At 46.1% G+C, this 20,999-nt stretch carries 15 protein-coding genes and 1 tRNA gene; 14 read left to right on the top strand and 2 right to left on the bottom strand.

The window, feature by feature from the left end; all coding sequences use genetic code 11:
• The first annotated feature begins 10 nt into the window (after positions 1–10).
• The 4 genes from B5D35_RS12330 (at position 11) to B5D35_RS12310 (ending at position 4,850) form a co-directional block, all read left to right on the top strand.
• Complete coding sequence (locus tag B5D35_RS12330) at positions 11–871, top strand: 5-deoxy-glucuronate isomerase (RefSeq protein WP_078752875.1); 861 nt, start codon at positions 11–13, stop codon at positions 869–871.
• Positions 872–881: 10 nt separating this feature from the next.
• Positions 882–1,736 carry a class II fructose-bisphosphate aldolase gene (locus B5D35_RS12325; RefSeq protein WP_078752874.1) on the top strand — a complete coding sequence of 285 codons (855 nt, stop codon included), beginning with the start codon at positions 882–884 and terminating at the stop codon, positions 1,734–1,736.
• On the top strand, positions 1,733–2,902 hold the full coding sequence (locus tag B5D35_RS12320; protein ID WP_078752873.1) for a Gfo/Idh/MocA family protein: 1,170 nt from the start codon (positions 1,733–1,735) through the stop codon (positions 2,900–2,902). The genes B5D35_RS12325 and B5D35_RS12320 overlap by 4 nt, the downstream gene beginning before the upstream one ends.
• A 1,426-nt stretch (positions 2,903–4,328) precedes the next feature.
• Positions 4,329–4,850: a hypothetical protein gene (locus B5D35_RS12310; RefSeq protein ID WP_078752871.1), complete on the top strand. Its 522-nt coding sequence runs from the start codon at positions 4,329–4,331 to the stop codon at positions 4,848–4,850.
• Between the two features lie 750 nt (positions 4,851–5,600).
• Here B5D35_RS12310 and B5D35_RS12305 read toward each other — a convergent pair.
• Positions 5,601–5,691 (bottom strand) — tRNA-Ser (locus B5D35_RS12305).
• A gap of 441 nt (positions 5,692–6,132) precedes the next feature.
• Here B5D35_RS12305 and B5D35_RS12300 point away from each other — a divergent pair.
• The 10 genes from B5D35_RS12300 (at position 6,133) to B5D35_RS12260 (ending at position 19,541) form a co-directional block, all read left to right on the top strand.
• Complete coding sequence (locus B5D35_RS12300; RefSeq protein ID WP_078752870.1) at positions 6,133–7,770, top strand: acetolactate synthase large subunit; 1,638 nt, start codon at positions 6,133–6,135, stop codon at positions 7,768–7,770.
• A 7-nt stretch (positions 7,771–7,777) separates the two neighbouring features.
• Positions 7,778–9,169, top strand: coding sequence for an aldehyde dehydrogenase family protein (locus tag B5D35_RS12295; RefSeq protein ID WP_078752896.1), 1,392 nt, complete (start codon positions 7,778–7,780; stop codon positions 9,167–9,169).
• Positions 9,170–9,375: 206 nt separating this feature from the next.
• Positions 9,376–9,702, top strand: coding sequence for an STAS domain-containing protein (locus B5D35_RS12290; protein WP_078752869.1), 327 nt, complete (start codon positions 9,376–9,378; stop codon positions 9,700–9,702).
• Between the two features lie 27 nt (positions 9,703–9,729).
• Positions 9,730–10,542, top strand: coding sequence for an OmpA family protein (locus B5D35_RS12285; protein WP_078752868.1), 813 nt, complete (start codon positions 9,730–9,732; stop codon positions 10,540–10,542).
• Positions 10,542–12,632 carry an SLBB domain-containing protein gene (locus B5D35_RS12280; RefSeq protein WP_078752867.1) on the top strand — a complete coding sequence of 697 codons (2,091 nt, stop codon included), beginning with the start codon at positions 10,542–10,544 and terminating at the stop codon, positions 12,630–12,632. The genes B5D35_RS12285 and B5D35_RS12280 overlap by 1 nt, the downstream gene beginning before the upstream one ends.
• Positions 12,632–13,339, top strand: coding sequence for a P-loop NTPase family protein (locus B5D35_RS12275; RefSeq protein WP_078752866.1), 708 nt, complete (start codon positions 12,632–12,634; stop codon positions 13,337–13,339). The genes B5D35_RS12280 and B5D35_RS12275 overlap by 1 nt, the downstream gene beginning before the upstream one ends.
• A 2-nt stretch (positions 13,340–13,341) precedes the next feature.
• Positions 13,342–14,880, top strand: coding sequence for a response regulator (locus B5D35_RS12270; protein ID WP_078752865.1), 1,539 nt, complete (start codon positions 13,342–13,344; stop codon positions 14,878–14,880).
• A 157-nt stretch (positions 14,881–15,037) separates the two neighbouring features.
• Complete coding sequence (locus B5D35_RS12265) at positions 15,038–17,326, top strand: PAS domain-containing hybrid sensor histidine kinase/response regulator (RefSeq protein WP_244556580.1); 2,289 nt, start codon at positions 15,038–15,040, stop codon at positions 17,324–17,326.
• 17 nt (positions 17,327–17,343) lie between these two features.
• Complete coding sequence (locus B5D35_RS24885) at positions 17,344–17,973, top strand: response regulator (RefSeq protein ID WP_244556579.1); 630 nt, start codon at positions 17,344–17,346, stop codon at positions 17,971–17,973.
• A gap of 134 nt (positions 17,974–18,107) precedes the next feature.
• Complete coding sequence (locus B5D35_RS12260; protein WP_078752864.1) at positions 18,108–19,541, top strand: sigma-54-dependent transcriptional regulator; 1,434 nt, start codon at positions 18,108–18,110, stop codon at positions 19,539–19,541.
• Between the two features lie 43 nt (positions 19,542–19,584).
• Here B5D35_RS12260 and B5D35_RS12255 read toward each other — a convergent pair whose 3' ends face one another.
• The gene (locus B5D35_RS12255; protein ID WP_078752863.1) at positions 19,585–20,529 is read right to left on the bottom strand and encodes an NAD-dependent epimerase/dehydratase family protein; all 945 of its coding nucleotides are present in this window, start codon (positions 20,527–20,529) and stop codon (positions 19,585–19,587) included.
• Positions 20,530–20,999 lie beyond the last annotated feature (470 nt).

The raw sequence follows: 20,999 nt of genomic DNA, 5'->3' as shown, positions 1-20,999 counted from the left end.
GGAGTGAAAAATGGGTAAACACATTCCCTCATTCGATAACAAAAACGAGCCCGTTATCGACATCAACGATGACACTACGCCGCTTTGTTATTTTAACCCGGTAAAACTGACCGAAGGTGAGCAATACAGCTACCTGCTTGATGACTATGAATCTGCGGTTGTTTTGGCGGGCGGTACCTGTGACATTTCGGTCAATGGGGAAACATTCAAAAATGTTGGTGAGCGTGCCAGTGTTTGGGATGGCGACCCCTCAGCCGTTTATGTCCCCGTGGGCACGTCGGCCACTATCACTTGCGTGTCAGCAAACGCAGACGTATTAATCGCAGGTGGGCGATACGAACCTGAATCAGGCGATGCAGCGCTTGAATCTTATGTTATTCGTCCTGAAGACACCGACAAAGTCCAGTACGGCAGTGATGACACAAAAACCCACCGTAAGATTAAGCACATACTGGGTCAGAAAAACGCCGATAAACGCGGGCGTTTACTTGTCAGTGAATTATTCACCGTCGGCGCTGGCGGTTGGTCTGGGTTTCCGCCCCACAAGCATGATGAAGAACGGCCACCGAATGAAACCCGCTATGAAGAAGTCTACCAATTCAGATTCAATCCAGATTTTGGGTTCGGCGCGCAGTTCCTTTATGAGCACGAAGATGACTTTGGTCCGGTTTACCATGTGAGAACTGGCAGTGTCATCGCCATCGATAAAGGCTATCACCCGTCCGTGGCAGCGCCCGGTTATGAGATGTACTACTTCACCATCATCGTCGGCGAGAAAAGTAAATCGTTAGTACAGTACTTCGATCCTCACCACGAGTATCAGGTGAATACCATTCCCGGCATCAAAGACATGGTCGCCAAGTTTAAATGAGGAGGAAATTTTGCTGGTAACGCTCAATGACATACTCCCGCTTGAAGCACAATCATCCAGTGCTGTGGCCTGTTGTAATGTGTTTGGCATCGAAGAAGCTAAGGCCATCATCAGCGCCGCTGAACATTTAAACCGTCCAGTGATACTCGCCGTTAACAAAGACATGGTGGACTTAGCTGGAGTTGAAGCCATGGCCGGATTGCTTTTGCCGTTAGCCGAATCCAGTGACACGCAAGTTTGTGTTCACTTGGATCATTGCTATGAAGAGGCAATCGTCTATCGTGCTATCCATGCTGGCTTTACTTCGGTGATGTTTGATGGCTCACAGTTGCCACTAGAAGAAAACATTCGCCGAACACGCCAAGTCGTCAACGTTGCGCACGCTGTTGGTGTCAGTGTTGAAGGCGAACTGGGTTCAGTACCCTATCAAGAGGGGCGCGACCATATAAAGTCTGAATTCACTGCATCAGCGGAAGCAACAATCTATGCCAATGAATCCGGTATCGACGCGTTGGCAGTATCCGTTGGTAATGTGCACCGGATGACAGAAGCAGGCAGCCCCATCGACTTTGCATTGCTTGAAGAGATAGAAGCAGTGACGACCCTGCCGTTGGTCATTCATGGCACAACAGGTATTACTGAGGCTGATTTATTGCGGCTTAAAACGCAGCGCATTGCTAAGTTTAATGTAGGGACCACACTGCGCATGGCCTTTGGTAACGCTATACGAGAAGCAATGGAAATCGAACCGGATAAGTTTGATAAGCAATACTTTGCGGGCAAAGCCATTCCTGCTCTTCAGCAAGAAGCAATTCGAGTGTTGTCACTACTTTCATCACCAAGGCCTATTAGGGAGAGAAGATGAGTAAGGCTTACAAAACGCTAGGAAGAAGGCTGAGATTAGGTGTTATTGGTGGTGGCCCAGACTCTTTTATAGGCGCTATTCATCGTTCGGCATCCACCATGCATGAAGAGTTTGATGTTGTCGCCGGTGTGTTCTCCTCCAACCCCGAGCGTTCAATTGCCGCGGGTCACGCCATGGGCATCCCAAGACCTTATGCTACGCCAAAAGACCTGTTTTCGGGGGAAGCCAATGCCGCAGAGCCCATTGATGCATTGGCCATCATGACTCCAAATAACAGCCACTACGATTTATCTTGCCGCGCACTGGAAGCAGGGCTTAATGTCTTCTGTGAAAAGCCATTGACCATGACGGAAGAAGAAGCCACAGATCTGGTTCTGCGCGTTAAACAGTCAGGTAAACGGTATTGCGTGGCGTATGGCTACACGGGCTATGCCATGGTGAGAGAGGCTCGGGAACTGATAGCGTCTGGTGTGATTGGTGATATCACCATGGTGCAGAGTAATTATGTTCAAGGCCACCTCGCCGCATTAACGGACTCCGAGAAATCGAATTCCAACTGGCACATGCAACCCGAATTGGCTGGCCCATCCTTGATTCTTGGCGATATCGCCACACACAGTTATCACCTCGTCAGTTATGTCACGGGCATGGAAGCAAGCAGTTTAAGTGCTGATGTCACCGCGTTGGTGGAAGGAAGGCACGCTGATGACTATTGCGGCATTTTGCTCCGCTACCCAAACAATGCACGCGGGCTGTTTTGGGTGACACAATCTGCGGCAGGTGCTGTTCATGGCCTAAGTTTCACCATTTATGGGACGAAAGGCGGACTGGAATGGCACCAAGAGCAACCGAATGAGTTGATTGTCCGTCCAATCGACAAACCCGCTTACATGCTAACAAAAGGCGGTATGGGGTTGACTAAAGCTGGGCAACGCGTTTCTCATATCGCCATTGGCCACCCTGAAGGCTATCGCGAAGCCTTTGCCAACCTTTACTACGATTTTGCTTCAAACATTGTCGATGACATTGCTGGGCACACACCTCACCCACTGACGTTGTCGAACCCAACCGTAGAAGACGGAGCGCAAGGTATGGCATTTGTCTTTGCCGCAGTGAGATCGAGAGATAATGAGGGCAAATGGGAGCCTGTGAAAGACTTGAGATGATAACTTATTATTCACAAGAAAAGACCGCTGATAATTCAGCATATGTTTTGTTTAACGGAAGGATGGGTACACAATTTTTTGCGAGTATAGACTTTCTTATATTGTGTATTCCTTTTTCACCCAACGTGAACTCAAGTCACTATACCAGCTAAAGTTCATCAGAAAAAAGTCTTCAACTTTCACCTTACACTTTAGAAATAACGTTTCCGTTTCGTATCGGATATGGCCATCATCAATATCTTTAGTTAGATAGGTATATCCCGTTTCCTTATCAACATTGAAGACAACCACAATATTGTAAGTGTTTCCTTCCATTTTGAATTTAGGAAAAAGGAAGTACGTTCCACCTGACGAGTTCGTTCTCCTACCAAAGTATGCCTTTGCCGACCGCATGCATTGAAGGGTCTCCTCCGATATATATCCACTATATTTCGTCACAAACGCACGGTTTTTTCTCAATGAAAATGAGTATTTAGTGTGACTGTTCAGCTGCTCTACTGCCTCAATATAGAGCAATCTACTACTATCTCTGCCACATCCAGCCACCAAAATGACCAACAAAATCGTCAAAAAAGCTCTCATCTACCACCTATTCATTAAATAATCGCAAAAAGCTCGATGAATACGCCTTGAGTTTAACTATTCCATGAGTAAGCCTCCAAAGTGTTAACTTATTTCGGGGGAATTCAGACAATATAAATGTGTGTCATTACTACCCCAAGAAAAAATTGAGACCAACATCTCTAAAATAAAGCCAACTGAGTTCTGGTTAACACGGGTAAAAACTCTCCACGCCAATCTTTTCCCTCTTGCAGACACCCATGTATGCAATATTGATATTTCAGACGAAATGGAGAAAAAGAAAAACCTCGTTTCTATCTTTGGCTCTCAGTTCAAGCCCGACAGAACGTGGCCCAAAATTGAAGCCGCTGCATATTCGCATAGGGATGACTCACCATCAGAACCAAGGTCTTAAAGTGTTATTTTATATTACTGCGGCGGCCTGTGGGTGTTTTGTTGTAGCAGCGCTTGAGTCTATACAAAATGCCAGTGAACCACATTGAGTTTCGGGGCGATTGACAATTGCCAGTTGGTGATTCTCACCTTCGCTTTACCCATGATGCGACCTGATGAAGTTGATTCAATGATCAGGCCACAGAGAGCTTGGATGATTCAATCTGATTTAGGCAACAATACCACTTTGTGACAAAACTGTTTGATGAGAGAACAGATATATTAGAATCACAATCTCATCAATGAGAAGATACTTTGTTTGCATTTAGAGAATTCATTATCTCCTTACTTGACTCCTACCATATTTTCTGTTTGCAAAAGTAAATCTTATCTTTGATTGCAAATTAATGTCATTTTCAATTTATATTATTTCAAATTAATTATTCCAATATATGAGTAAGGAGTGCAAAGTATGAAGTCTTTTTTCACAGAAAAAGATTTTACTGATCGAACCACAGTTTATCTAAGATTAATGGCGAGAAAGACAAATCAGTGGGGATATCATAAAATCACTCAAAATGGTCGTAAAGTAACTATTTATACAGGTTCTGGTCCTGTTTCTGGTAAAGCAGTAGTTAACAAAATTTTCCCTCTAATCAAAAAAAATGACAAGGTTTTAATCCTAACTGGTTCTCATGGCGATTGTTGGGGAAGAACAGCTAGTGAAATTAGTAAACTTAAGGAGAAGGCCTTTTTAATGGAGGATGCAGCTTCAATTGCAAAAGAAGCTCCAAAGCTTAAAGTCAGTGCTGTTAATGCATTAGATATTGATAGTTATAGTACCGCTGAAGTTGATGATGCTATGCTAAAAGGAAAGATTAGTCAGGACTTTAGAGATTTTGATGTGATTATAGCTGCATTTTGCTTTAGTGAAATTCGATGGAATGCACTTAACAATTTAGGTCCTGAAGATATTACATATAACAGTATTTAAACAATTAACCTTCTACAACTACCCTTGAAGGCATGAAAATTCAATCCTTACCTTCAAGGGAAGTCAGCCTTTGAGCGCGAATAAAACCACCTTGCTTTATTGTTAATGTTTTTGTAAAGGATATAAAGTTGGCTGGTGGTCATTTGGGCTTCATTACGAAATTTTCCGAGAGGTATAGAAATACTGCCATTTCTTGAATTTCAGAGTAAAACGGCTTTCAATAAAACGTACGTCCCCTGTAATGATTCTTCCCCAGAGTCACAAATCCAATTGTCTCTTTCTAAACATTCGCATGATTTCAAATCCTTTTAAGGTGGCGTAAGCCGTGTGTTTTGATTGAAATCCCCTAGCCATATTGATAACCGCTTGAGTTTATCGTGCTATAAATCTATCCGGCCATTTAAATACTTCACTCGGGCTCCGTTGAAAAAAACTTTTACCACAATTATAGTAGATTATCAAAACCGTACGGCTACAACATATTGTGTTTAGCTGTAACTTTGCAACAAAGCTTAAATTTAGCCAAAGGGGGGACGACTCAAATACTCAAATGTTGAAAACGCTAACTCACTTCGAAGCATTAACGGTTTAACCGTCGTTTGAACAAGGCTTAGAGAACAGTGCCGGATTCAGCGCAGCTATAAAAGAAGCTACGCTCGGCTGAACCCTGTCTAGGGTTCTTCACCCTATCCTTTTATGGCATATTCCAGATACGAAAAAGCCCGCTCAGTGAGCGGGCTTAATCTAATTTGGCGGAGGGATAGGGATTTGAACCCTAGGTGCGCTATAAACGCACGCCGGTTTTCAAGACCGGTGCTTTCAACCACTCAGCCATCCCTCCGTACGGCCGCCATAATAGTGATGTACGAACTTGCTGTAAAGCCAAAATCGTTCAACTGCGCAATCATTGTTCAACCCTCTGTTTGAACGATTTAAATTCATCCTATGTGATGTTAAATCCAACAAAAATTTCGCATGAAATCTCGCTAATAAGCAACTCAACACCCAGATTATAAATTTCAACAACCGCAACACCCTTTAGACGAAAGACTGCATAAGGCTCATTTCCCGCACAAATCGAACCATAAGCACCCGCTTTTTAGTCAGTTTTCTCTGTCTGTGACTACACTGAACGTGATGCCTTGCGTTATTGAGAAATAAGCAGTTGTCTTATCTAAGAGTCAACACGCTTATCCCCACTCTTTAGAGTGCGGTTAAGGGTTTTATCTCTCTCTCATTACGTACAGGAATGTGAAACGGTTACGAGACATGAGAGATAGCGATGAAAACATCAGATTTATTTGTCAAAGCACTCGAAAATGAAGGTGTCGAATACATTTACGGCATTCCAGGTGAAGAAAATCTGGATTTCCTCAATTCACTCAAAGACTCCCCCATTGAGCTCATATTAACGCGCCATGAGCAAGCCGCGGGCTTTATGGCTGCAACCTACGGCCGACTCACGGGTAAACCCGGTGTCTGTCTCTCCACCTTGGGGCCTGGCGCAACTAACTTTGTTACTGCAGCAGCCTATGCACAATTAGGTGCCATGCCCATGGTGATGCTCGGCGGTCAAAAGCCTATTCGTAAAAGCAAGCAAGGCCGATTCCAGATTGTCGATGTCGTCAACCTAATGAAGCCCATCACTAAGTATTCTGAACAGGTCGTTGATGGCAACAACGTTCCAGCAATGGTGAGAGAGGCATTTCGCGTCTGTTCTGAAGAGCGGCCCGGTGCGGGGTATTTAGAACTACCCGAAGACATCGCGGAAGAAGATTCTGGCGCATCCATTTTTGATGTTGTCTCCCATCGCCGCCCAGATGCTAACGATCTCTGCTTAGAGCAAGCCGCGGAAATGATCAAAAACGCTAAAATGCCGTTGCTATTAATCGGTGCTGGGGCAAACCGTAAGCGTTCGAGCAAAGCACTGCGCGATTTTGTTGATAAAACGGGTATCTATTTCTTTAATACTCAAATGGGGAAAGGCGTCATCGATGAACGACATGAGCGTTTTATCGGTACCGCAGCCCTTTCAAGCCATGACTTTCTCCACTGCGCCATCGAGCGTGCGGATGTGATCATCAATGTGGGGCATGATGTGATCGAGAAGCCGCCATTCTTTATGGAAAAGGATGGCACCAAAGTGATTCATGTTAACTTCTTCGCTGCCCGCACCGATGAAGTTTACTTCCCCCAAATCAATGTCGTTGGTGATATTTGTTCTTCGGTAAGCCGCCTGACTGATAAGGTCGGCAAACTTGAACAAGACATGACCTTCTTTGGCAAAGTCAAAGCCAATGTTGACGAACGTACAACCAAATATTTTGAAGATCGCCGCTTCCCTATTCTTCCTCAGCGTCTTGTTAAAATCCTTCGCGACGAGCTCGATGATGAAGATATTGTCACTCTGGATAACGGCGTGTACAAAATTTGGTTTGCTCGTAACTATCAGTGCCATTCCAATAACACCCTGTTGCTCGATAACGCACTTGCCACAATGGGGGCGGGCTTACCGTCAGCCATGGCCGCCAAACAGCTAAATCCTGACAAGAAGGTCGTATCTGTCAATGGCGATGGCGGCTTCCTTATGAACTCTCAGGAGTTGGAACTTGCCGTCCGCATGGGACTGGACATGGTTGTCATTATTCTTAACGACAGCGCGTACGGCATGATCAAGTGGAAACAGGAAGGCATGGGCTTTGACAATTTTGGCCTCGATTTCAATAACCCAGACTTTGTGAAGTACGCCAACAGTTTCGGTGCTATTGGTCATCGTCCAGATAGTCATGACGAGTTTCAATCTATTTTGAAGCACGCGCTGAACACCAAAGGCGTGCATCTCATTGACCTTCCTGTTGACTATTCACTTAACCATTCCATTTTGAATGTGTTGATTAAAGAAAGTCGTTCTATTGGATGAAGCGAACATGTCTGAACTAAATGTATATCGTCCGTATGACGGTGGGCTGATCCGCAGTGTGTTGATGCAAAGTGAGGCCGATGTTGAATCGGCGCTTGCTACTGCACACTCACTGTTTCTCGACCGCAGTGCATGGATGCCGCCCCATCGGCGAATAGAGATTCTCGAACGCACTATTGAGATCATGTCTTCTCAGGTAGAGGCTCTGACCCAGCTGGCTGCGGAAGAAGGTGGCAAACCGTATATTGATTCAAAAGTTGAAGTTTTACGCGCAATAAATGGCGTTAAGCTTGCGATTGTGCACATTCCTCAGATAAAAGGCGAACAGATCCCAATGGGACAAACCGCCGCGTCGGTTAATCGACTCGCGTTTACAATTCGCGAACCCATTGGGGTTGTCTCTTCCATCAGTGCGTTTAATCACCCGTTAAATCTTATTGTGCATCAGGTTATCCCTGCGATTGCCGTTGGTTGTCCTGTGATTATTAAACCTGCACTCACCACTCCACTTTCTTGTCTTCGTCTAGTCGAAATACTGCACGAAGCAGGCCTTCCGAAAGGCTGGTGTCAGGCTGTTGTCTGTGAAAATGACGCGGCCAGCAAACTGGTCTCTGACGCCAGAGTGAATTTTCTGTCGTTCATTGGTTCTGCCAACGTCGGTTGGATGCTCCGCTCCCAACTCGCACCCGGTACACGTTGCGCACTAGAGCATGGCGGCGCAGCCCCTGTCATCGTAGACAGCAGCGCGCATATCGATGAAATTGCTCCCGTATTAGCAAAAGGCGGTTTCTACCATGCAGGTCAGGTGTGTGTTTCCGTTCAACGCATTTATGCACAACAAGGCTTCTGTCGAGAACTGGCGGTTAAACTCGCTGCCGAAGGCGAGAAAATGACCGTAGGCGATCCGCTCGATCCAAACACAGAGGTTGGCCCGTTGATTTTGCCTCGGGAAGTGGACCGTGTAGAAGAATGGGTAAAACAAGCCGTTGATGCCGGCGCTGAAGTCCTGTGTGGAGGCAAACGACTGTCTGAAACCTGTTTTGCCCCGACCGTTCTTCTCAATCCCCCCGAAGATGCACTCGTTTCTCAGCGTGAAATCTTTGGCCCTGTGATTTGCGTCTATTCATACGCCGACAAACAAGATGCCATTGACCGCGCAAACGGACTGCCATTCGCCTTCCAAGCATCGGTGTTTACGAATGATCTCGAAGATGCCCTGAACGTGACGCAACAATTGAATGCCACGGCAGTGATGGTCAACGACCATACCGCGTTTCGTGTCGATTGGATGCCATTTGGTGGCAGAGATGCATCGGGCATTGGCTTAGGGGGAATTCAGTATTCCATGCACGAAATGACCAGAGACAAAATGCTCGTTTTTAAAAGTCCGAGCCTTTAAGCAATAAGCAGCTAACATTCAATGTGTTAGCTGCTCACATGATAGCGTTCAGCAGTACGGTTTATTTTCTCAAAATCATAGTCAAATTGAGAAAACCGCCTATAACTCTGTCACGGCAAACAATAAGTAGTTGTTATCGTTAACTTTTAACTAAATGGCACGCTTTTAGCTTTATGTCGTGTATCCATACAGGGGAGGCAAAAACCATGCAAATAGAAACGATCAAACAAGAAGATGGTTCCCAGCTCATTCGCATCAATGGGGATATGGATTCTCAGGGTTGTACAGAACTGCAGCCCGAGTTTGACCACCTCGTCAACAATGAAACATTACAAGACACCACGATAAGCCTGGCAGGCGTCGATTTCCTCGATAGTTCGGGGATTGGTGCAATCGTTTTTCTCTTCAAACGCCTTAAAGCTAAAGGTAAATCGCTTTCTTTGATAGAGGTTCACGGACAACCCATGGAAATCATACGGTTGCTTCGCATCGACAGCGCAATTCCCGTAGATTCCGCCCAATCTACCGGTTAAACACGGATCCAATCAAAGGGGGAAGGCATGAAACAATTGCTCACGCTTATTCTTCCGATTGTAGTTTTATCGGGATGCTCAATGTTTCCAGACCATGGCCAAGGTGGCATGGCGGAACACCACTACGCTTCTTTACCTCCCGTATTGCCCGACCAGCCCTTAGGGCCAGAACATGGCTTACGGTTCGAATGGGAACTCGCAGCACGCCACTTGGATATCCTTGTACTTGAAGGCGCCGAACTTTGCTTCCCTGCCTCGGTTGTTCAAGCGAGGAAAATGCAAGATCGCATCGTTCGTGAGTTCATTGGTGGCCTAGAGTTTGATGCTGCTAACGACATCATCATTCAACGAGAAGCGCTTGAAAGGCTCGAAAAACAGCTTGATGCTGTGATAGACAGCCGTGCTTGTGTTATTCCGGGGCAAAATGAAAATGCGACCCGCGAGCTCATAGCAAAGATCTATGGGTTGCTAAACGCAGACAACCAATTCGCCTTCAACTCGCCTGAAGTCAACCCAAAGTACATGGGACACCTTGCTGAGGCATCTCACCTACTGCGAGATCTTCCCGAATACCATCTAAAAATCACCGGACACGCCGATTCCATCGGTAATTCGGCGGCGAATAAAACACTGTCATTAGCGCGCGCAAATCAAGTTAAACGCTATTTACAGATATTCGGCATTGTACCCGCACGGATCAGCGTTGCGGCTGTAGGCTCCAGTGATCCGCTGTTTGAAGGAAATGCGCCAGAAGTTCGATTGGTCAATCGAAGAGTGTCGGTTGAACTGGTCGAAGTCGCCGGCTCGAAACAAACTGAGATGTTATTAGGAGGTCGATAATGCAGAAATTGCTTATTGCTATCTTACTCCTTTTATTTGTTTCAGCTTTTAGCCAAGCAGAAGAGTACCGCGCTCAGGTCGGCGACCAAATCGCCATCATGCTCCCTGGCGAAGTCTCCTTGAACAAAGAGTTTCAGATTGATCGACAAGGGCGATTAACCTTGCCAGAAGTTGGCATGATTCAAGCGAAAGGCATGACAGAAGAACAGTTGGCAGTGGCGGTCAGAGAAACACTGGGATCCGTGATCCGCGACCTTTCTGCCTTACAAGTGTTCGTCAGTAAACGACAGCTATTAGTGTTGATTCAGGGCTATGTCGCCGAACCGGGTGAATTTACCTTGCAGCGCAATGCATCTATTCAAATGGCACTGTACGCAGCAGGTGGGCTGCGTTCAGGTGCGCAACTCGACAAAATGCAGCTTCGACGCGATGGCGACGTACTTACCTTTGACTACAAGAAATTTCTGGACACTGGCGATGACAGCTTGTTGCCCACATTACAGTCTTTGGACACGCTGTTTGTACCAGCCTCCCCGATGATTGGTAACGTGGAGCAGAATTTCGACCCGTCAAAACTGGCTGATTCCGGTGACGCAGCAGAAGATCGCAAAGCCATAAAAGTGTTTGGCGAAGTTATTCGGCCCGGCAGTTTTTCCGCGAAAGAAGAGAACAACCTCGTCGATTTGTTGATGCGCGTAGGCGGCGTGACACGCTATGCTGCCGTGGAACAAATTCGCGTCATTTCAGGCAACGAGCCAAAACTGTTCAACCTTAAACGTTATCTCGACAGTGGAGACGAAGGTTTACTGCCAAACATCGTTGAAGGCTCAACCATTTTCGTGCCCAAGCAAGAAGAAGAGATTAAAACCGGCGCAAACACCGTGTATGTCATGGGTGAGGTTGCCAAGCCCGGGGCATATGAAGGTAAAGACAACGCGACTCTCGCTAACGCAGGAGGCCCAACTCGATTTGCGGAAAGCCGACAAATTCGGGTTATTAAAGCAGACGGCACGACGCTGCCTTTTGACTTAACGCTCTTCACTGAAGGCAAGATGGACAGCCCAATGCCGGCCGTTGAAGCCGGTGACGCAATTTTCGTCCCTGAAAAGCTCGACCTAAATGAGAAGTCTTGGTTGAAGGTCACACCCGACCGTGCCGTGCGTGTATTGGGTGAAGTTGTCCGCCCCAGTCGCGTCGAGTGGTCTGACGAAATGTCATTGCTGGACTTGCTTGCGCATGTTGGTGGCCCAACCTCTCGTGCCGACACCAGCAAAATTGAAGTGGTCACGCCAATCAGTCCAACTAAAAGCAAAACGCATTTATTCAATTTAGACAATCACATTCGGGAAGCCCGAACAGACGCGGAATTACCGCCAGTTTTGGCAGGCACAACCATCCGTGTTCATGATCTGCCTGACGACCCTGTCGACAACAAAGCAAAATGGATTCGACAGAGCTCAGATTCCTCCATTTATGTCTTCGGTCAAGTAGGTGCTCCCGGTCGTTACAAGTTCACCGATGAAATGCACTTTTTGGATATCCTGTCGGCAGCCGATGGCCCTACCGCCAACGCCGATCTTCACAATATTCGTGTCACACACTTAGACGGAAAACATGCACGCGTCTCTAAGCTAAATCTTGCACTGTTTTTCGAAACGGGCGACGCCAGCATACTGCCAAACGTTAAAACAGGGGACACTATCTATATTCCAGAGAAAAACCCCAATTGGTTAGACCGCCCCAAAGAAGTCACTGTGCGTATGCTGGGTGCGATCAATAAACCCGGTAGATACACCTTTGATGACCACATGACCATTTTGGATTTGCTCGCTGAAGCCGGCGGGCCCAGTGCCAATGCATACGTAGAGAAAATCACCGTGGTCAACCTGTCTTGTTGCAGGGATCAGGCACAAACTTTCAACCTCTCCGAGTTTAGTCGTACCGCCCGCTTCCAAGATTTACCCGTTCTTCGAGCAGGAGACACCATTTACATTCCGACCAAAGAAGAAAGTACGGCAGAGAAGATACGACAAGGGATCACAGACTTATTCCAACTCGCGGGAATTGCCGCATTGATAGGGGTATTGTGATGAATATTCCTCCGTCGAATCTAGAAGTTGAACGCATTTACTATCAGATCGTTCGAAACGACTATAAAACCCTCACGATTGCTGCAACAGAATCTGGCGAAGGTGTCACCTCTCTGGCGACGGCCATCGCGCAACGATCATTGTTGGGTGGACAATCAACCTTAGTGGTCGATTTAAACCTCTATCACCCAAGCTTAGAAAGCCAAGGGATGACAATTAGCTCATACGACAATCACTATTTACCAAGTCCAGAGTTGGTGGGTGTGTCCGGAGAGCAGGCGTATTTTACGGGTATTATTGCACCCTCTAAACGCGAAACCATTATGGAACTGCGAAGACCCGGCTCACTTGAACGGTATATCAATCAGTGGCATCAAGACTATGACCTGATTATTTTTGATACCTCTCCCATCGCCCGTATGAATGCTAACAATATCCCGCCAGAGCGAATTGCCGCCTCTTCTGATGGCACTATTCTTGTTGTGATGGCAGGCCAAACGACGGAGGCACAAGCCTCAGAGTCAGTTAAAAAGCTCAATGATGCAGGCGCTCATGTGTTGGGCTGTGTACTCAATGACAAAGAGAACCCTTCACTAAAAAACGAAATTTTACGTGAAGTAGGAAGGCTCAATCGATTCCTACCGCGTCTGTCCAAGAAACTGAGAACCATGATTTTGAAAAGCCACCTGCTATCGCTGGAGATTTAGTTATGGTGAGTATTGTGAAACACGAATGCCGACCAGCCACGCTTAAAAACATTAGCATTGCAAGAAATGCCATTAAATCAACACTTGAGAAGAAGAATGTTCCTGACAGTCTGATGAATAAAATTCAATTATGTTTTTCTGAAGCTGCAGCCAATCTTGTGGAGCACTCCACACCTCAACCAACGTTCATCTCCGTGAATATTGAATGCGTCGACAGTAGTTGGCAACTTCATCTTGAAGATGATGGGCAAAGTTGGAACCCCACACTGCCTGATCGCGTTCAGTCACTTGATACGTTTGAAGAAAAGGAAGGCGGTCGCGGGTTGGCACTGATGCACAGCTTAACCGATGAAATGGCCTATTCGATTCGACCTACCTTTGGTGCCAATCGCTTAACACTGAAATGGCACATTCAGAAGACCAAAGAAAAACCACGCATCCTCATCGTCGATGATGATGAGTGCCAACGCAGACTATACAGCGCTTATTTGCGAGAGCAGTTCAATATTGTAGAGGCCGACAGTGGCGAGCAAGCCCTTGAGCAATTGTCGAACCACGATATCGATCTTGTTATCTCTGATATCCGCATGCCAGGTATGGACGGTTTAACATTGAAAAAAGCGCTCCACAAACAAACCAATACACTCATTACGCCTTTCATCTTCTTAACGTTTGCAGACAATGCAGAAATACGCAGTAGCGCCGCAGGGCTGGGTATTGATGACTATTTGATTAAGCCGATTTGCAAGGCCGATTTACTGAACAGTGCAAATCGCGTGCTGAAACGGTCAAATCAGATCTATCAACAACTGACCGACAAAGTGAATAAACGTATTACCAACGCGTTGTCACCTTCATTACCTCATTCTGCGCACGGTTGGGAATTGGCGGTCGCAAACAGAAATACTGGGATTGGCGGCGGCGATGTTGTTCTGTTCAGAGACAACAACGATCGAATGATGGTTAATCTTGTCGATATTATGGGCCACGATGTCGCAGCCAAGTTCTTCTCTTATGCCTTTGGAGGGTATTTACGTGGACTCATGTATCACGTAGATGACACGCCAGATCCCTGTTCAACTTTACTGAGTCGGCTGTCTGACAGTGCTTTAGAGGACGGACTTCTCTCGCAGGTCATACTGACATGTTGCTCCACTGTTCTGCGGAAAAACGGCACAATTGACATCGCATCAGCAGGGCACCCCGCCCCTTTCAAAGTCACTCAAGACGGTGCTGAATTGTTGGATCTTGGCGGCATATTACCTGGCGTGGTTTATGGCGCTGAGTACGAAACCTTGTCTTTTAACTTGGCGTTTGGCGAACGCATGGTTTTCTATACAGATGGCATTTTTGAAGCAGCGGTCGATGATCAAAGCCGTAAGACACTCGAATCAAAGATAATTGAAAAACTTGAACAAACATTGGATTTGCCGCTTCAAACCGCAGCAGAAGATATCATGCACACCTTCGACCTGCATGGCGATCGCTATAGAGACGATGCCACCATCATATTAATTCAAAGAAAACACACCGACCCATAGAATCCGCTTTACTGTACTAAACTCAATGCATAAGAATGTTTCAATTTTGCATTCCATTTTCAGTATCGAAACAAGGGACAGGGGGTAATATTTGAACATAAGGCTGAAAGCCGTCTTCGGCACAATGATCATTTTTGCTGTCGTACTGGTACTTTTTATGACCTACGCCTTTCAGTTCCTGCAAATCGCAAAAACAGAAGAGTTACGTTATCGCTCCGAGGAACTTGCCCAATTGGTTTCTATTGCTTCGGAGCAATACCTCATAAGCAAAGATTTTACGGGGTTACGTGCCTTAGCGGACGGGTTCACAGAACATCACGATGTCGCTTTTGTCACTATCTCGGCCGATAACCAAGTCATCGCCCATAGCCAGAATCATGATCTGGCAGATGGTGTGACAGTGGCTAAAAAAGAGGTTTTCGTAAACGAACGTCCCGCGGCTGAAATTTCCGTCGGGTATAGAAACCACCTTTCAGATGCTATTTCCTCGCCTTTCGGCCGCTTGCTCATGTATGGTGCCGCTGCCATAGGCTTTCTCGCGATTGTCATGATGTACATTGTCACGCTTGCCGTCACTCGACCTTTGAAGAAATTGTACGAAAGTAACGCCCGCCAGTTCGGGAGTGAAATGTTGCTATCTGATAAGGATGAGATCACCGCGACCGTCATGCTTATCGAGCAAATGCAAGCCAAACTGGATTCCAGCAATTTGAAATTACAAGAGTCACTCAAAGACCAGAAGTTCTCATTTGCTGAAGCCCGACAAATCGAAGAAAAAAATCTTGCCATCTATAACGCCTCTCATGACGCCATCATTGTCGCCAACGACCAAGATATCATCGTTGAATTTAGCCCTGTCGCAGAACAACTCTTTGGCTGGGAAAGGCATGAAATCATAGGGCGAGCCATGGCGGACACGCTTGTTCCGAAGTCTCTTAGAGAAGCGCATATAAAGGGGATGCAGCATTTTCTAAAAACGGGACAAGGGCCAGTTCTGAATCAGCGCATTGAATTAACGGCTGTTAGAAAAAGCGGGCGCGAATTTTCGATCGAAATCTCCATTTCAGCGGCTAAAACCACGCAGGGGTATATCTTTGTCTCGTACATTCGCGATATTACACAGCGATTAAAAGATCAGACTGAACTCAAACTGGCAGCGCATGCGTTTAATGTTTCCGATGCCATGTTTATTTCAGACAGCAAAGGTCACATTATCCGTACTAACCCCGCATTCACCTATGTAACGGGCTATAAGCGCGAAGAAGTCGAAGGGGCCAAGCCAAGAACGCTTTCCGCAAATCCCGAAGATTCCGCGTTTCACAAACGAATATGGCAAGATCTTCTCGACAAAGACGTATGGAATGGTGAGCTTCCATTTCGCCATAAAGATGGGCGCGAACTCACGGTAAGAATGAGCATGACGGCCGTGACCGACGAAAGCGGTGCTCTGAGCCATTACGTGGCACACTTTTTTGACCTCACCGAACAGAAAAACTATGAAGCAATTCTTCGTCAAGCTCACAACGAAGCAGAACAAGCCAGTGAATCCAAAGGCCGTTTTTTGGCTGCAATGAGTCACGAGATTCGCACCCCCATGAACAGTGTATTGGGTGTTTTAGGGCTGTTAAAAGAAACCCCTCTCACTCAAGAACAAATCAATTTGGTTCAAACAGCCAGAGATTCTGGCGAATTGCTGCTGGCAATTATTAACGATGTGTTGGACTTTTCAAAAATGGAAGCCGGCAAGCTCACGTTAGAAAAAAATCCCTTCAATATTTATGACGTGATTAATCAAACCACTGAGATTCTTCGTCCACAAGCAGAAAATAAAGACCTTTCCCTCACAACAATCATTGAAGATGAAACACCACAATATGTTATAGGGGATGGCGATCGTATACGCCAAATCATTCTGAACTTATTGTCCAATGCCATTAAATACACCGTCAAAGGTGAAGTATCTGTCGGTTTACGTTGTCATACACTTACACCAACACATACCACTCTCGTTTTGGAGGTTATCGACACGGGCATCGGCATTGATCAAGCGCATTTAAAAACCCTTTTTGATGAATTCACGATGGTGGAAAGTTCCTACGACCGAAATCATGAAGGCAGCGGACTTGGCCTCGCAATTTGTAAACAACTAGTCAATTTAATGGACGGTGAAATATCCGTTAAAAGCGATGTAAATAGTGGTTCTATATTTAGCTTCACATTCACGTTAAAATTCGCCGAAGAGGAAGATATCGTCCATTCAACGAATGCTCTACCCCAATACAATCATGAAACGATTTCTACAAATCTCCGTATCCTTATGGCCGAAGACAACCCAGCAAACCAAATTGTGCTGAGAACCATGCTGGAAATGTCTGGGCTTTCTGTTGATATTGCCAGTAACGGAAAGGAAGCGGTTGAAGCCGTCAAAAAATCGCCTACGACATAATATTAATGGATATTTCAATGCCTGAGATGGATGGCATTGCTGCGACTAAAGCGATACGACAATTGGATTCCCCTGCTAAGGATGTCGTTATTGTCGCTTTAACAGCCCATGCCATTCGTGGTGACAAAGAACACTTTTTAAACTCAGGAATGAACGATTTCGTCTCTAAACCCTTCACCCGAGCCACCATTATGGATTGCCTCGGTAAATGGCAAACCAATCTAAATTCACCCAAAAATAACAACTCAGTGTCTACTCAGCCATCTGACACGGCAAGCACACTCACGGGTGATTATAGCCTTGTCAATGAAGGGACATTAGCGCAACTGGTTAAAGACACATCCAGTGACATAGTGTCGGAGCTTGTCGAGTTTTACATCAGCGATGCACGTACACGTTCAAACAAAATCACCCATGCAGCCAATGAAAAAGACTACTACGCCTTAGAATTCGAAGCTCACACACTTGGAAGCAGTGCTGCGGCCCATGGCAACAGCGGCCTATGTGATTTATGCAGGAAGATTGAGCAACAATGTATAGAACAACAATTTGACGCTGCGCTGAAAAGTGCTGAACTGCTAAAAAATCTTGCCGATGCCTCTTTTCTTGCTCTCGAAGCAAGGGTGCAGCGAGGATTCACAGCATGATCAAAGTAACGTGAAATACGAGCACATATAGCGAAATAGAACATATACTTAGAATTATTACGTCCCATTTTTGAGCATCAATGCTGCGATAAGCCGTAACGCGGAGCACGTTATTAGTAGGGAAAGGCAACCTTATGAAATCAAAGTACCGCATCTTACTCATCGAAGATTCGCAGCCTCTGACAAATCTGTATAAACAGTATTTGTCACAAGAACCTGTCGAGCTTGTTTGCATGGAAACAGGCCAAGCAGCACTTAACTATCTGCAAAGAACCACACCACACATTGTTATTCTCGATTTAAAGCTGCCTGACATGTTAGGCCAGGACATTCTTCTGTGGATTAAGAAAAACGGCCTCCCGTGTTCCATTATTATCGTGACCAGCCACGGCTCAGTGAACACAGCCGTCGAGCTTATTCACCAAGGAGCGGACGATTTTTTGGAAAAGCCCGTCAGTGCAGAGCGCTTAAAAGCCACCGTCAAAAATCACTTAGAGCATGCGCGTCTCCTGAACTTGGTTGAAGACATGAAGAGCAGCTTTGAACGAAATACTTACCAAGGCTTCATTGGCTCCAGTTTGCCTATGCAAAACGTCTATCGCATCATCGATGCAGCAGCCCCGAGTAAAGCCACTGTCTTCATTTCAGGAGAAAGCGGCACGGGCAAAGAGGTTTGCGCTGAAGCCATTCACCGACAAAGCCCACGCGCCAAAGAGCCCTTTATTGCGATTAATTGCGGGGCCATTCCGCACGATTTGATGGAAAGCGAGATATTTGGACATGTGAAAGGTGCATTCACAGGTGCAAGTACCGATCGCAAAGGCGCAGCGGCACAAGCTGATGGCGGCACACTGTTTCTTGATGAAATCTGCGAAATGGACTTGGAGCTACAAAAAAAACTATTGCGATTTATCCAAACAGGCCGTTATCAAAAAGTGGGTGGCAGCAAAGAAGAAAGTGTCGACATTCGTTTTTTGTGTGCCACCAATAAAGACCCGTTGCAGGAAGTCTCGGCCGGGCGCTTTAGAGAAGACCTATACTATCGCCTTCATGTTGTACCCGTTACATTGCCGCCGCTCAGAGAACGCGGCGATGATATTTTATCCATTGCGACCAATTTCTTGATCACTTACGCTCAGGAAGAAGGGAAACGATTTATCAAGTTCTCGCCTGAAGCAGAAGTGGTTTTGCGCCACTACCCTTGGCCGGGCAATGTCAGGCAATTGCAAAATGTCATTCGAAATATAGTCGTACTTCATGATGGTGACACTGTCAGTATCAAACAGCTGCCACCACCACTGAATGAAACGCTAAGCGAACAAGAAATCCGTTCTCTTTCCTACGTCGTCAGCGCACCACCTATCGAACAATACACAAGCAGCGATGAAGAGATGCCGACAAGCGATGTGCCTTCTGATATCCGTCCGTTATGCGATGTAGAAAGAGAAGCGATTCAAAGGGCTATCGAACATTGTGACGGAAACGTACTAAAAGCGGCCGTGTTACTACAGGTCAGCCCATCCACGTTATATCGCAAGAAACAAGCTTGGGAAACTGACGAGGTTTAACAATAAAATGCAATGAAACATCCCTCCGAAGAGGGATGTTTTTTTATCCAACATTGCGCCCAGGATGGCCACCGGTTGATATATATTCCATGAGCTCGCGTAATCCCTGTGTCACTATTGTTTCCGCTACCAGCCCAAGTTCTTTCGATGCTCTCGCGGGGCTACCTATCGACATACGCACATCCCCCCTTCTCGCAGGCATATGTTCAACATTCAAACTGGATCCAGCAATCGTGGCGAGAATACTTGCCAATTGATTCACTGACATGGCTTCCCCACGGCAAACATTAAACACTTCTGGCGACAAGGACACTTTCTGCATAGAAACGCGCAGGAACTGAACCACATCCGCCACATACACAAAGTCTCGGATCTGCTCTCCATCGCCATATATGGTCAACGTTTGGTTGCGCATCACCTTGTTGGCAAAAATTGAAATCACACCCGAGTAAGGTGATTTTGGATCTTGTCTTGGGCCGAATACGTTGAAAAAACGCAGTCCTGTGGTGGGCACGCCATGCACAATGCTAGCAACACGACCGTGTAATTCAGATCCGAGCTTATCCGCGCCATAAGCAGTTAATGGTATGACAGTAGAGCGTTCAGAAAGCGGTGTATCGGCATTGTCTCCATATACTGCTGCAGAAGAGGCATAAACGACAGGCGTTTTATTACGTCTCGCCGCTTCGAAAATTCGAATGCTCGCCGTTTGATTCACATCATGGGTTTCCAGCAGACTCTCGTTAGAGCGCTCTACTGAAGACACGGCGGCTAAGTGAAAACACCCATCGATCCCTTCCATTGCGTCATCAACCACGCCCGGAACACAAATGTCAGCAACTCTCACTTCACAATGGCGCGGCACATTTGAACGTGAACCTGTTGAGAGATTATCTACGACTCTCACGTGGTGCCCGTCAGCGAGCAAAGACTCGACGAGATGTGAACCAATAAAACCGCAACCACCCGTGACCAAATAACTTGCCATCGTCGCCTCAACTATTTATAGGAATATTTTCCCTTCCGTTGCAAATATTCTGCCAGCCTTGACTCTGCTCGTTTGAATTCATTTGTATATGGTTATGAATCAGACAGTTATAATTAACACCCCGCTTATTTCACTAAAACATCACGGCCACTATCAATGGCATTGAGCATTCCTCCTCTTTTTCTCACACTTTATCTTCGTCATTCTGATTCGCGGTTTGATTGAGGATATTCGTTTTTTTCTCAATTTGACGAAGACTTTTATTTTTTCAGCGTTTTAGCACCATACTTATACATATTTACTGTTGGCATCATCTTTGCAAATTCTCTTTCTGTATATTGAACTTATGTTGGGAGGCACTATGGCTAAACAGGGGCTTTGTTGCTTAATTCGGTTGGAAGACATGGCAGCCTAAAGTTGTTCGGTTCTTAAGCAATATACTGAGTTTCAGGCATACCCAGTCCTGTAAG

The sequence above is a fragment of the Enterovibrio nigricans DSM 22720 genome (assembly GCF_900167155.1).
GTDB classification, from domain to species: Bacteria; Pseudomonadota; Gammaproteobacteria; order Enterobacterales; family Vibrionaceae; genus Enterovibrio; species Enterovibrio nigricans.
Note: the sequence above shows the minus strand (reverse complement) of the source record. Positions and strands in the feature narration are given on the sequence as shown.

Bases quoted from the DNA above. Each gene is read 5' to 3' on its own strand.
- B5D35_RS12330 (WP_078752875.1), top strand. From the start codon at position 11: ATGGGTAAACACATTCCCTCATTCGATAACAAAAACGAGCCCGTTATC.
- B5D35_RS12320 (WP_078752873.1), top strand. From the start codon at position 1,733: ATGAGTAAGGCTTACAAAACGCTAGGAAGAAGGCTGAGATTAGGTGTT.
- B5D35_RS12310 (WP_078752871.1), top strand. From the start codon at position 4,329: ATGAAGTCTTTTTTCACAGAAAAAGATTTTACTGATCGAACCACAGTT.
- B5D35_RS12300 (WP_078752870.1), top strand. From the start codon at position 6,133: ATGAAAACATCAGATTTATTTGTCAAAGCACTCGAAAATGAAGGTGTC.
- B5D35_RS12295 (WP_078752896.1), top strand. From the start codon at position 7,778: ATGTCTGAACTAAATGTATATCGTCCGTATGACGGTGGGCTGATCCGC.
- B5D35_RS12290 (WP_078752869.1), top strand. From the start codon at position 9,376: ATGCAAATAGAAACGATCAAACAAGAAGATGGTTCCCAGCTCATTCGC.
- B5D35_RS12285 (WP_078752868.1), top strand. From the start codon at position 9,730: ATGAAACAATTGCTCACGCTTATTCTTCCGATTGTAGTTTTATCGGGA.
- B5D35_RS12280 (WP_078752867.1), top strand. From the start codon at position 10,542: ATGCAGAAATTGCTTATTGCTATCTTACTCCTTTTATTTGTTTCAGCT.
- B5D35_RS12275 (WP_078752866.1), top strand. From the start codon at position 12,632: ATGAATATTCCTCCGTCGAATCTAGAAGTTGAACGCATTTACTATCAG.
- B5D35_RS12270 (WP_078752865.1), top strand. From the start codon at position 13,342: ATGGTGAGTATTGTGAAACACGAATGCCGACCAGCCACGCTTAAAAAC.
- B5D35_RS12265 (WP_244556580.1), top strand. From the start codon at position 15,038: ATGACCTACGCCTTTCAGTTCCTGCAAATCGCAAAAACAGAAGAGTTA.
- B5D35_RS24885 (WP_244556579.1), top strand. From the start codon at position 17,344: ATGCCTGAGATGGATGGCATTGCTGCGACTAAAGCGATACGACAATTG.
- B5D35_RS12260 (WP_078752864.1), top strand. From the start codon at position 18,108: ATGAAATCAAAGTACCGCATCTTACTCATCGAAGATTCGCAGCCTCTG.
- B5D35_RS12255 (WP_078752863.1), bottom strand. From the start codon at position 20,529: ATGGCAAGTTATTTGGTCACGGGTGGTTGCGGTTTTATTGGTTCACAT.